This is a genomic window from Actinoplanes sp. NPDC051475 (genome assembly GCF_040689425.1).
Classification (GTDB): Bacteria; Actinomycetota; Actinomycetes; order Mycobacteriales; family Micromonosporaceae; genus Actinoplanes.
Genome location: NZ_JBFAZZ010000003.1, coordinates 185,885 through 198,023 on the forward strand (window position 1 = coordinate 185,885; position 12,139 = coordinate 198,023).

Annotated in this window: 12 protein-coding genes; 2 read left to right on the top strand and 10 right to left on the bottom strand. The window is 72.2% G+C overall.

Translation table 11 applies throughout. The features are described from left to right. Positions 1–13 precede the first annotated feature (13 nt). Positions 14–1,384, bottom strand: a complete 1,371-nt coding sequence (locus tag AB0368_RS08180; RefSeq protein ID WP_366153094.1) for an NDP-hexose 2,3-dehydratase family protein — start codon at positions 1,382–1,384, stop codon at positions 14–16. 180 nt (positions 1,385–1,564) lie between these two features. Between AB0368_RS08180 and AB0368_RS08185 the strand changes: the two genes are divergently transcribed. Together AB0368_RS08185 and AB0368_RS08190 are read left to right on the top strand one after the other, a co-directional pair. Continuing rightward, positions 1,565–2,302, top strand: coding sequence for an SDR family oxidoreductase (locus tag AB0368_RS08185; protein ID WP_366153095.1), 738 nt, complete (start codon positions 1,565–1,567; stop codon positions 2,300–2,302). Positions 2,303–2,313: 11 nt separating this feature from the next. Continuing rightward, a complete protein-coding gene (locus tag AB0368_RS08190; RefSeq protein ID WP_366153096.1) occupies positions 2,314–3,072 on the top strand; it encodes an FkbM family methyltransferase in 759 nt (252 codons plus the stop codon). A 15-nt stretch (positions 3,073–3,087) separates the two neighbouring features. On the opposite strand, the gene AB0368_RS08195 is transcribed toward AB0368_RS08190, so the two are convergent. The 9 genes from AB0368_RS08195 to AB0368_RS08235 all read right to left on the bottom strand — a co-directional run bounded on the left by AB0368_RS08195 (position 3,088) and on the right by AB0368_RS08235 (position 11,964). Next, positions 3,088–4,011 carry an MBL fold metallo-hydrolase gene (locus AB0368_RS08195; RefSeq protein WP_366153097.1) on the bottom strand — a complete coding sequence of 308 codons (924 nt, stop codon included), beginning with the start codon at positions 4,009–4,011 and terminating at the stop codon, positions 3,088–3,090. Beyond that, positions 3,995–5,110, bottom strand: a complete 1,116-nt coding sequence (locus AB0368_RS08200) for an acyl-CoA dehydrogenase family protein (RefSeq protein WP_366153098.1) — start codon at positions 5,108–5,110, stop codon at positions 3,995–3,997. Before AB0368_RS08200 ends, AB0368_RS08195 begins: the two co-directional genes overlap by 17 nt. Further along, positions 5,107–5,934: a methyltransferase domain-containing protein gene (locus AB0368_RS08205; RefSeq protein WP_366153099.1), complete on the bottom strand. Its 828-nt coding sequence runs from the start codon at positions 5,932–5,934 to the stop codon at positions 5,107–5,109. The genes AB0368_RS08200 and AB0368_RS08205 overlap by 4 nt, the downstream gene beginning before the upstream one ends. 153 nt (positions 5,935–6,087) lie before the next feature. Further along, positions 6,088–6,531, bottom strand: a complete 444-nt coding sequence (locus AB0368_RS08210) for a nitroreductase family deazaflavin-dependent oxidoreductase (RefSeq protein ID WP_366153100.1) — start codon at positions 6,529–6,531, stop codon at positions 6,088–6,090. Between the two features lie 32 nt (positions 6,532–6,563). Further along, positions 6,564–7,310, bottom strand: a complete 747-nt coding sequence (locus AB0368_RS08215) for an ABC transporter permease (protein ID WP_366153101.1) — start codon at positions 7,308–7,310, stop codon at positions 6,564–6,566. Beyond that, a complete protein-coding gene (locus AB0368_RS08220; protein WP_366153102.1) occupies positions 7,294–8,253 on the bottom strand; it encodes an ATP-binding cassette domain-containing protein in 960 nt (319 codons plus the stop codon). The genes AB0368_RS08215 and AB0368_RS08220 overlap by 17 nt, the downstream gene beginning before the upstream one ends. A 263-nt stretch (positions 8,254–8,516) precedes the next feature. Further along, on the bottom strand, positions 8,517–9,353 hold the full coding sequence (locus AB0368_RS08225) for a nitroreductase/quinone reductase family protein (RefSeq protein ID WP_366153103.1): 837 nt from the start codon (positions 9,351–9,353) through the stop codon (positions 8,517–8,519). A 227-nt stretch (positions 9,354–9,580) separates the two neighbouring features. After that, positions 9,581–10,768, bottom strand: coding sequence for a serine hydrolase domain-containing protein (locus AB0368_RS08230; protein ID WP_366153104.1), 1,188 nt, complete (start codon positions 10,766–10,768; stop codon positions 9,581–9,583). Then, the gene (locus tag AB0368_RS08235; RefSeq protein WP_366153105.1) at positions 10,765–11,964 is read right to left on the bottom strand and encodes a cytochrome P450; all 1,200 of its coding nucleotides are present in this window, start codon (positions 11,962–11,964) and stop codon (positions 10,765–10,767) included. The genes AB0368_RS08230 and AB0368_RS08235 overlap by 4 nt, the downstream gene beginning before the upstream one ends. Positions 11,965–12,139 lie beyond the last annotated feature (175 nt).

Below are 12,139 nucleotides of genomic sequence, written 5' to 3' on the forward strand. Positions count from 1 at the left end.
TGCTGTGTCGGCGTCAGACGACGGCCGCGAGGCGGTCCGCGTCGGTGTCGTAGAAACCCAGGAAGGTGAGAAGGCTGCGGGCCTCGACGTTGAGGTGGCTGCCGAAGCGCACGAAGTCCATGAGCTGACGGACGGTCAGCCAGGCGTAGCGGGGTGGCACGTCGAGCGGGAAGTCCTCGCCGACCTCGACGATCAGATACCGGCTCGTGGCGTGGTAGAACCGGCCGCCCTCCTCGGAGTGCACGGCCTCGAACCGGATCCGCCCGGCCGGCGCGTCGAGCACCTCCTGCAGGAAGAGGGGACGGGTGGTGGCCGATCGGTAGTTCTCCGGCTGGCACTGCACGGTGGGCGCCATCTCGACGCGGTCGAAGGCACCGGTCTCGACGCGGGCCTGGACCAGCAAGTGCACGACGCCGTCGATGCGCCGCGCGAGGTAGGCGATCACGCCCTCGCTTCGCGGCGCGAACATCGGCTGGGACCAGCCTCCGACCTCGCGGTTGGTGGCAGTGACGTCGACGCCGAGAACGGTGAAGTGCTGACCGTCGTCGTGCTGGACGACCCGGTCGGTTCGCGACCAGCCCCGCACCGAGGACAGCGGAATCAGCCGCCGGGTCAGCGTGCAGTGCCCCTTGGCCTCGGTGAACCAGCTGAGCAGCTCGGCGAAGTCGTGGTGGGCCCGGGCACCCACGGCGGCGGACCGGGCAAGCGCCCCCCGGAAGTCGTCGCCACCGCCGCCGGACGCGGACCGCCGCACCGCCACGGCGCCCGACAGCACCGTACGGGTGTCCATGTTGATCAGGTTGTCCTGGTGCAGCAGGGCCGCGATCTGATCGGCGCTGAGCCAGCAGAAGTCGTCCAGCAGCGGCACGTCCTCCTCCGTCTGCACCAGCATGTTGCGGTTGCGCTTGGCCAGGAACCACGAGGCCTGCTCGGACTGGAGGGCGTCGAAGAGGACGCGGCCGCCGCGGGGCGCCACGAAGTAGTCGAGGTACGGCACGGCCTTGCCGCCGTGGACCCCGGTGTAGTTGCTCCGGGTCGCCTGGACCGTGGGCGACACCTGGACGAGGTTGACGTTGCCCGGCTCCATCTTCGCCTGCACCAGGAAGTGCGGGCGGCCGCCGAACTCCTTCACCAGCATGCCGAGGATGCCGTGTTCGGGCTGCACGATGATGGGCTGCTGCCAGGCGTCGACCTCGCGGCCGGCACCGGCGACGTCGAGGCCCTGGACGGAGAAGAACCGCCCGCTGCGGTGCAGCAGGTTGCCGGTCGTCTCGTCGGAGTACCAGTTCGTGAGCCGGTCCAGGGGCACCTCCGCCACGTGGTAGGCATTCGCCCGCCGGCGCTGCGCCAGCCAGGCATGGAATTCGGACAGGTGGGAGAACACGCGAAGGGCCTTTCGGTCGTCCGGCTTTGACCACTGTCGGCGGCGGGACTCGAGCAAGGCTCGACGGTCCGTGGAGCAGCGTTCCCGACCCCGGCTCGATCACGGGTCGAGCGGGCCGCGGCAGGCTGGCGCCCGGCCGTACCCGCACCGGCGCCGCTCGGGCGCCCGAAGGAGGCATCCATGAGCAGCGCCCGCGTCGCGCTCGTCACCGGCTCGTCGTCCGGCATCGGGGAGGCGGTCGCCCGCCGGCTCGCCGACGACGGATACCGCGTCGTCGTCAACTCCGCCCGTTCCGTCGAGGCCGGGGAGAAGATCGCCGCCTCCCTGCCGGATGCCGTCTACCTCCAGGCCGACGTGGCGCAGGAACAGGACTGCCACCGGCTGGTCCGGGAGACGCTGGACCGCTTCGGGCGCCTCGACGTCCTGGTGAACAACGCCGGGACCACCCGGGCCATCCCGCACGCCGACCTCGAGGCGGCGACGCCGCAGGTGTGGCGGGACATCTTCGCGGTCAACGTGTTCGGCACGTGGCAGCTGACCGTCGCCGCCATGCCCGCGCTGCGGTCGAGCGGCGACGCCTCGGTCGTGAACATCTCATCGCTGGCCGGCAACCGGCCCGCCGGCAGCTCGATACCGTACGCCGTCAGCAAGGCCGCGATCGAACACATGACCCGCCTGCTCGCCGCGACCGTCGGTCCCCGGGTACGGGTCAACGCGGTGGCGCCGGGGCTGGTCGAGACGCCGTGGACGCGGGGCAAGGACTTCTTCGCGCCGATCGCCGAGCAGGTCGCCCAGCTGGCCCCGCTGCGCCGGGTGGGCCTGCCGGAGGACGTGGCACAGGCCGTGCTGGCGCTGCTCGGGGCCGCGTACACGACCGGCCAGGTGCTGCTGGTCGACGGCGGCTCTCACCTGCGCTGAGAGGAAACCCCGTGTCTTACGACGAGGTCCACCGCGTCCAGTTCGACGACGGCCTGGAGTGTTACGCCACCCACGAGGCGGAGGCGCGGTTCCTGCACCGAGAGATCTTCCAGGACGACACGTACGCGCGCTGGAAGCTGCCCGACGCGCCGGTCGTGCTGGACGTCGGCGCCGGGATCGGGCTGTTCACCCTGTTCATCAAGCGCCGCCACCCCCGCGCCCGGGTCATCGCGATCGAGCCGGCCCCGCAGAACGCGGCACTGCTGCGGCGCAACATGGAGCTGCACGGCCTGACCGGCGTGACCGTGCACGAGGTCTGCCTCGGTGCCCGTGGCGTCCCCGCGGCGCCGTTCACCTTCTTCGCCGAGATGCCGGCCAACTCCACCCGCTACCCCGAGCAGTACGACCTCCAGCGGGAGCTGACGGCCCGCCAGTTCGGCGCCGACCAGGCCGCGAGGATGTTCGCGCCGACGCTTCTGTCCGTACCGGTGGAACCGCTGTCCGGTCTGCTGCGCCGGGACCATCCGCGGCCGGGACCGGTCGATCTGGTGAAGATCGACGTGGAGGGCGCGGAACGCGACGTGCTGGCGGGCATCGAGCCGGGCGACTGGGCCCGCTTGCGCTCCATGCTCGTCGAGACGAGCGGGCACGACGGGGCGCGCGCGGCGGTGGAGGAGGCACTGCGCCGTCACGGGCTGGCCGTGACCACCGTGCCCTCCCCCTTCATGTGGCCGGAACTCGAGATCTGCAACGTGACCGGGCGGCGCTGACCCGGGCGGCGGGCCTCAGGCGCAACAGGTCAGGGGCCCGCCGTGGAACTCCACCATCTCCTGGAAGATCACGCCCATCTGCCGGGCCATGGCCGCGATGTCCAGCTCGGCGCCGTGCTGCTGGTGCAGCTCCTCGGCGTATGCCCGGTGCAGGTTCGGCACCAGCCGCTCCGACTCGCCGAGGCCGGCGAACTCCCCGAGGTCGGCCTGCCGCGCGGCCTCCAGCGGCTTCAGGCCCGCGGCCAGGCCGTCCCGGGCGAGGCGCTGAACCCAGGCCAGGTAGCGGGCCGTCGCGTCGAGGACCTCGGGGCCGCCGACCGGCCCGTGGCCTCCCACGATCACGGCCGGGTCCAGCGCCCGCAGTTGCTCGACGGCGCCCAGCGAACCGGCGATCGAGCCGAGCGGGCAGAACGGCGTGACACCGGACATGGCGATGTCGCCGGTGAACAGCACCTTGTGCTCGGGCAGCCAGACGACCGTGTCGTTGGTCGTGTGGGCGTTGCCGACGTGCAGGAGTTCCGCGGTCAGGGCGCCCACATGGACGGTCAAGCGGTCGGCGTACGTGACCGCCGGCAGCACCACCTCGACGTCTCCCCAGGTGACCCCGGGCCACAGCTCGGTGAGGTGCAGGCCGGCGCGGTCCATCTCGTTGCGGGCGTGCCGGTGGGCGACGACGGTCGCCTCGGGGAAGACGTAGTTGCCGAAGGTGTGGTCGCCGTGGGAGTGCGTGTTCACCAGCAGCCGCGGCGCGGGGCGACCGCCGGCGACGACGTGCTCGCGCAGCCGGCGGGCCCGCCGTTCGGTCGCCGCGGTGTCGATCAGAGCGGCCGTGCCCTGCGAATGCAGCAGGCCGGCGTTGCTGACGCACCAGCCGCCCTCCGGCTGGAGGTAGGCGTACACGCCCTGGGCGATCTCACGCAGCTCAGGTGTGGTGGACATCGGACCTCGCAAAAAGATTATCGGCGTACGCGCGTGCCGCGGCGTCGAAGCCCAGCACGACGTGCGAGGCCATGGAGTGGATGTCACGCCAGTGCCGCTGCAAGGGGGCGGAAACGGCATGCGCTGACGTACCCGCGGAGCGGAAGAGGCGCTCAGCGGCGGTGGTGAGGACGTCGGCCGCGAGGGCGCAGTCGCGCAAGTTCCGGACCTCGAGCTCGGGCGTCACAGTGCCCGCGTCCGCCACGGCCGCCACCCGCTCGAGCAGCAGCCCGGCAGCGTCGACCTCGCCGGAGGCACGGGCGAACACGGCGTCGTACGGCACCCGGGCCGCGGCGGGCTGCACGGCCTTCGCCGCGACGACGCCCCGCCACGCGGCCAGCATCCCGCGCGCGGCGCCCAGCGCCGGACCGGCGAAGGACAGGGCGTTGACGGCGCGCAGCGGCACGCCGCCGCGGCGGTCCTCGATGATCTCGGCGCGGCGTACCGCCCGGTGCTCCGGGACCACGACGTTCTCGACGATGGCGGTGTGGCTGCCGGTCGCCCGCATGCCCACATCGGACCAGGTGTCCTCGACGCGCAGGTCCTTGCGGGGAACGGCGACCATCAGCGCCTCCGCGGGGCCGGACGCGGGCGCCAGGACGCACAGCAGCGCCCAGTCCGCATGCTGCACCGCGCTGACGTAGGGCCAGCGGCCGCTGAGACGCCAGCCGCCGGCCACGGGGTCCGCTGTGCCACCCGGGATGAGCGATCCCGCCAGGACGGCGTCCGGGCCTTCGGCCCACACCTCCCGCGCGCCCTCCCCGGGCAGGAAGGACGCCATCCGGGCGAGGTGGGCGCCGACCGACGCGCACCAGGCGGTGGAGGCACACGCCGCGCCGATCGCGGCCACTGCCCGGGTGAGGTCGCCGAACGAACCCCCGGCTCCGCCGTACGCCCGCGGCACGAGATGACGCCGGAATCCCGCTTCGCGCAGCGCGGCGACGACCTGCGGGGTCAGCTCGCGGCCGGTCTCCGCCGCGGCGGCGTCCCGGGCCACCAACTCCACGAGGGCGGCCTGCACGGCGACGGGACCGGCCGCGGCCTGTGCCGGGGCGCTCATCGCCGGTACGCGGTCGTGAACCGCATGACCGCGGTCCAGACGATCCGCCCGGACTCGTCGCGGATCCGGTCCACCGCCTCGAACACGGCGCGCTTCGCCTCGTCGTGGCGGTCCGCCGGGATGGCCTCCACCGCCGCCCGCGCCGCCATCGAGCCCATCCACCCCCACCAGTGCTCGGGGGTGGCGAAGACGTTGTCGTACCGGCGCTCGGCGTACTCGACGTCGGCGTACCCGGCCTCCTCGAGCTGACCGATCAGCCAGTCCGACCACCGGCGCGGCTCGAGGTGCTGAATCGGATCCGCCGGCGGCGCCACCGGCATGAAGCTCACCAGCGCCTCCTGTACGGGCGTCCAGCGGAGCCGGTCATTGGCGACGAAGGTGCTCAGCGCGAGCCGGCCGCCAGGTCGCAGGATCCGCGCGTAGTGCCGGAAGGCACCCGGGATGTCCTGCAGCAGGAAGGCCATCATGCTGCCGATGACGAGGTCCGCGGAGGACGGGTCGACGTCAGGTGCCTCGGCGTCGCCGACGCGGACCTCGACCATGTCCAGGCCCCGCCGCTGCGCCTCCTCGGCCGCCAGCCGGACCATGACGGGCGCGATGTCGATACCGATGGCGCGGCCCGACGGACCGACCCGCTCGGCCGCCGGGAAAAGGGCCGCGCCGCGCCCGCAGCCGATGTCCAGAACGGTTTCCCCCGGGCGCGGGGAGGCGTGGTGCACCAATTGCGCGCCCACCTCGGTGAAGAAGTCCAGATCGGTGCCGTACGTCGGCGCCGCGCGATCGAACAGGCCGGCCAGATTCTGTTTCTGCTGAATGCCGCTCACCGCGCCAGAATGACACGGTGGACATTCGCTTTCCACCGCGTTCGACCGGCGGTGTACCGGCCCTCGAGGTGAGCGGCCGGGGCACCCGCGGGCACGCCGGAGCCGGGGTGGGACACGCCCACCCCGGCCCGGTTCCGGACCCTGCCCGGCGCCTCAGCCCTCGACGCGCCGGAGCTTGACCACGGGGATCACGCGATCCGTCTGCGCCTGGTAGTCGGCGTAGCCCGGAGCGACCTTGCTGACCTCGGCGAAGAGCTGGTCACGCTCGGCCGGCGGCGGGATGACCGCCTCCGCGGTGTACGCGTCCGGACCGACCTCCACCGTGACCTGCGGGTTCTTGCGGATGTTGTGGTACCACGCGGGATGACGATCGCTGCCGGCCGCGGAGGCGACGACCATGGCCTGGCCGTCGATCTCCACGTAGCCCAGCGGGGTGGTACGCGGCTCCCCCGTGCGGGCGCCGGTGGTCGTCAGCAGGCAGAGATTGGCGTCGGCGAACATTCCGCCGACCTTTCCGCCGTTGGCGCGGAACTCGGCGATGAGATTCCTCTGGAAATCCTCGAAACCCGGCGGCAGGGCCGCCTTCTCCTTGCTCATGACACTCCTGTCGATCGAGCCGTGGCCGCCGATCACACGGCTTCCCGGCGGAAGGTGCGGACTCCCCAGAACAGGCACAGCACGGCCACCGCAACGGTGAGCAGCGCGCCGTACACCACCGTGCCGGACGCGACCTTTCCGAGGACCACCGCCCGGACCGCGTCCACCGCGTAGCTGAGCGGGTTGACGCGGGACAGCCAGTAGAGCCACTCCGGTCCCTGGTCCATCGGCAACAGGGCGCCGGAGAGCAGGAGCACCGGCATGACCGTGCCGCCGAGGAGCGGTCCGAAGACGTACTCGTGGCGGACCTTGAGGGCCAGCGTGTGCGACGTGGCCGCGATCGCGGTGCCGGCGAGGACTCCGACCAGGAGCACCAGGAGGATCTCGCCGAGGTTCGCGCGGAAGCCGAACGCCGCGGAGACGGCCAGCAGGATGACGCACTGGATCAGGAGCACCGCGACGTCGCGCAGCACCCTGCCGAGCAGCAGCGCCACGCGGCTCACCGGGGTGACGCGCAGGCGCTCCAGGACGCCGGTGCGGATCTCCGGCATGAGGACGTAGCCGGCGTACGCGCAGCCGAACAACGCCATCTGGATGACGAGCCCGGGCACGAACCACTGCCACGAGTCGCCCGCGCCGCCGAAGCCGCCGAGCAGGGGCCCGAACAGCAGCAGGAACAGCATCGGCTGGGCCGTACCGAGCACGATGACCAGCGGTTGGCGGACCAGCGGCCGCACCGACCGCATGAAGACGACTCCGGTGTCATGCAGCACGCGCATCGGGCTCCTCCCGCAACGATCGGCCGGTCAGGGTGAGGAAGACGTCGTCCAGGGTCGGGCGCCGCACCTCGACGGAGTCCGGGATGAGCCCGGCCCGGTCCAGCTCGCTGAGCAGCCGCGGCAGCACCGTGTTGCCGCCGGGGACCCGCAGCCTGACGCTGGTGTCCGTGGTGGTCAGCTCGGCGTCCTCGGCCACCCGGGCCGCGATCACGGCGACCTCGGCCGGCTGCGGGGTGCCCAGCACGACGAGGTCGCCCGCGACCCGGCGTTTCAGCGCGTCCGGGGTGCCCTCCGCGACGATCACGCCGCCGTCGATGACCAGCAGGCGGTCGCAGAGGGCGTCGGCCTCGTCGAGGTAGTGGGTGGTGAGGAAAACGGTGGCACCGTGGTCGTCCCGCAGGGCGCGGACGTGCTCCCACAGGTTGCTGCGGCTCTGCGGGTCGAGGCCGGTGGACGGCTCGTCGAGGAACAGCAACTCGGGGCTGTGCACCATGCCGAGCGCGAAGTCCAGCCGCCGCCGCTGCCCGCCGGACAACGTCGACACCAAGCGCCCGCTGAGGCCGCCGAGGTCGAGCCGCTCCAGCAGGTCGGTGGCGCGGCGCCGGGCGTCGGCCGAGCGCATGCCGTAGAGCTGGCCCTGTGTCACCAGCTCGTCCACGACGCGCTGGTCGTCACCGGAGCCGTTGCCCTGGGCGACGTATCCGATGTGGCGGCGGACGTTGGCGGGGTCGGTCGCCAGGTCGAAGCCGGCGATCTGCGCCTCGCCGCCGGTGGGCCGCAGAAGCGTGGTCAGCATCCGCAGCGTGGTCGTCTTGCCGGCGCCGTTCGGGCCGACGAAGCCGACGATCTCGCCGCGGCTGACGTCGATGTTGACGCCCCGGACCGCCTCGACGGTCTCCTTGCGCGACGTGAAGGTACGGGTCAGATCCCGCGCTTTGATCATGCGCCACCTCCGGCGCATCGAACCGCGGCAATACGAATGGATGGGGTGGGGGTCATAGAAGACCTTTCGAACCGGTGCCTCCATGTCTGACGCTGTCCGCCACCGACACGCGACACTGCGGCCAGCAGACCACATTCGAAAGGTGGACTGCAACCCTTTCCCGCCGTTCTTTCCGTACCTTCACGCCATTGTCGCAACCATTTTTGGGCATGCCGTTCCACCGCTGCCGGTCGGTCGCCCGCAGCGGTGAAAAAGGTGTGACCTCAGCCCGCCGGAAGCGCGTCGAGAATAGGCAGGAGCTGTTCTTCCTCGTAATCCAGATGCGCCTCGACCGCGGCGGTGAGCCGGTCGACCTCGGCACGCACGGCGGACCGGTCCGCGTCGTCCGAACCGATCACCCGCTGCAGTTCCCCGAGCAGCTTCGCCATCGCCGCGTGCTCCTCGCGCAGCCGCCGCACCGCGTCGGCGAGCTCGGGATGATGCTCGTCCACCACCGGGAACATCTGGGCGTCCTCGCTGCGATGGTGGTGATCGAGGCCGCCGCAGAGGGTGAGGCAGTTGATGCGCAGCTGCGCGCCCAGGCGGGTGCCCGGCCGGGCCGCCTCGCTCCGGATGACCGCCATCTCCCGGCGGAAGGCGTCGTGGATCAGCTTCAGGTTGTCGCTCCAGGTCACGCCGCTCGGGCGGCCGCTGACCGGGTTCAGCGCGACGACCGGCAGCGGCGCCGTGGCGGCCGACCGCTCCCCGGCGAGGCCGGGATCCAGCGCCGCCGCCCGGTCGACGACGGCGTCGCGCTCGTCGTCCGGCAACGGCATCGCGCGCGCCTCGATCGTGAACGCACCGTTCTCCACCGTCACCCGGGGATCGGCGAGCACGTCCTCGTACCACTGCGGGAGCGGGCCGGTGCCGTCGGGCACGGCGACCACGAGGGTGCGCCGGCTTCCGTCGAGCAGGAACTCCAGCGCGGCCGTACGTGGTCCGCCGGTCTCCCGGTCCACCGTGGTCAGAAGCAGGATCCGCTTGTTCTCGAGGACCCCCGTGACGCGTCCCCGATGGGTCCGGAACTCGTCGATGATCTGCTGAGCGATGTCGGTCGGCAAAAGGTTGCACTCCATTTCCTGGGCAGGGTGAATCGCATTTTCGCGGGCATGGAACAGTCCGCCACGGCGTAACCAGGAAGAAGGTGTGGCGGGACGACGGAGGAAACACGTCGTCCGAAGGGGGGCCGCGGGCCCGCCCCGGGATCAAGCCAGGGCCGGGAACCCTACTCGCTCATGGCACTTGGCCGACCCGGCAGTCACGCCGACACAATACCACAGTTGACATTTCAGATGCTCCGGTAAGCAGCGGCAATGAGGCGTCCGGCGCGGGAATCCAGCGTGCCGATTCCCGTCGAGCCGCGGTTGGGCACGTACCCGAAGGCCAGCCGCCGGTCCGGATCCGCGAAGGCGAACGAGCCGCTGGCCCCGGCCAGGCCGAAGGCGCCGGCCAGCCCGGCGGACGCCGGGAAGAGCGGCCCGTCCGGCAGCATCACGCCCAGCCCCCAGGTCGTCGGCAGCAGCAGGCTGCGGCACGGCCCGTCCGAGTGCACGCTGCGCATCTGGTCGAGCAGCCCCGGCCCGATCAGGCGTATGCCGTCGACCTCGCCGAGGAGCGCGGCGAAGAACCGCGCCATCGACCCGGCGCTCGCGACGCCGTCGTACGACGGATTCTCGAGCTGGACCCGCTGCGCCTCGGTGAGCGAGCCGTCGATGGCCATGCTGCTGATGCTCACCCGGTGGGTCAGCGACGAGGGATCGGCCAGCGCCGCGAGCAGCGCGGTCGTCCCGGGGTTCAGGCCGCCGGACATGAGCTCCTCCGCGCGCGAGGGCACCGACGCGGCCAGCCTCGGCACGGCTGCCGCGGGAAGCCCGATGTACGCCTCCAGGCCCAGCGGCTTCGCGATCTCCCGCGCGAAGAAGCGGCCGACCGTCTCGCCGGTGGTCCGCCGCACCACCTCGCCGATCAGGTGCCCGAACGTGGTGGCGTGGTATCCGTGCGCGGTCCCGGGCTCCCACTCGGGGCGCGCGGCGGCCAGCGCCTCGACGACCGGTGTCCAGGTCCGCAGCCCCTCGCGGGTGATGGGACGGTGGTCGAGCGCGACCACGCCCGAGCGGTGGCTGAGCACCATCCGTACGGTGATGCTGTCCTTGCCCGCCGCGGCGAACTCTGGCCAGTAGCGGGCGATCGGCGCGTCGAGGTCCAGGTCCCCGCGCTCGGCGAGCAGCAGGGCGGCGCCGGTCACCAGCGCCTTGGTGGGCGAGGCGAGCACCGCCATCGTGTCGCGCTGCCACGGCCGCCCGGTGCCCGGGTCGGCGACGCCCTGCCAGAGGTCCACCACCTGACGGCCGTCCACATAGACCGCCAGCCCGGCACCCGTTTCGAGGCCCGCGGCGAAGTTCTCCGCGAAGGCCTCGGCGACCTGTTCGAACCCGGGGGCGACGGCACCGTTCGTTCCCGCCGGCACCCCGCTCACCAGCGCACCAGCAGTTCGCGCGGGCCGCGGGCGCGGGTGCCCAGGCGCCACGGCACGTCCTCGGCCGTCCCGGCGAAGCGCAGGCCGGGCAGCCGCCGTACGAGCTGGTCGAAGGCGACCCGGAGCTCGAGGCGGGCCAGCTGGGCGCCCAGGCAGTGATGCGGGCCGAAGCCGAACGACAGGTGGGGGTTGGGGGCGCGGTTCAGATCGACGGTGGCGGCCCGGTCGAACGCCGACTCGTCCCGGTTGGCGGAGACGATGTTCGCGATCACCGAGTCGCCCTTGCGGATCAGCCGGCCGCCCAGTTCCAGGTCCTCGGTCGCGATCCGTGGCGGACTGTAGCCGCTGCCGAGCGCGACGAAGCGCAGCAGCTCCTCGACCGCGGCGTCCACGAGCTCCGGCCGGGCGACGAGGTCGGACCAGAGCCCGGTGGAGAGCAGCGTGTAGACGAAGTTGGCCACCTCGTTCGCCGTACTCTCGTGCCCGGCGACCAGGATGCTGCCGGCGAGGCCGATGAGCTCCTGCTCACTGAGCCGGTCCTCGTCCTCGTCCCGGGCCGCGATCAGCTGGGAGATCAGGTCGGGCCGGGGCCGCTGCCGGCGCTCCTCGATGTGGGCGACCAGATACTTCTCGAGCGCCGATCCCGCCTCGGCCATCTCCTCGGCCGTCGCGCCGGTGGTGCTGAAGAGGATCTCGGCGAAGCGCTGGAACAGCCGCCGATCCCCGACCGGTACGCCGAGCAGCTCGCAGACCACGGTGACCGGCAGCGGCATCGCGAAGTGCTCGACGAGGTCGGCGGGCGCGCCCCCGGCCGTCATCGCCGTGATCAGCTCGGCGACGACCTGCTCCACCCGTGGGCGCCACCGGCCGATGCTGCGCATGCCGAACGCGCCGGCCACCAAGCGGCGTACCCGGGTGTGCTCGGGGGGATCCATGGCCAGCAGGTTTCCCGGCAGCGTGCGGGCCGGGCTCGTGCGGGGAATGTCGGCGCCGACGGTCTCCGCCCGGGAGAAGCGCGGGTCGCTCAGCACCGTGCGCACGTCCTCGTAGCGGCTGACGAGCCAGCCCTGTCCGCCGAACGGGAGTTCCACCCGCAGCACCGGGCGGTCGGCGCGAAGGGCGGCGAATTCCTCGGGTACGTCGAGCGCGCGCAGCTCGAAGGGAAACTTGACGGCCTGTTCGGGCGCCGTGGTCATGGGCACGTCCTTCGCGGCGGTGGTGTACGCATCCGTGCCGCACGCTGCCGGACCCGGCTCGAACCCGGGTACACCGCGGGTCGAGGGCGCCCGCCGGCGGCATCGGTGTTCGAGCCGCCTTCGAGCGGGCTGCGATCGGGGGCGCCGACCCTCGTTCGAAGTTCGTCGGCGGCTG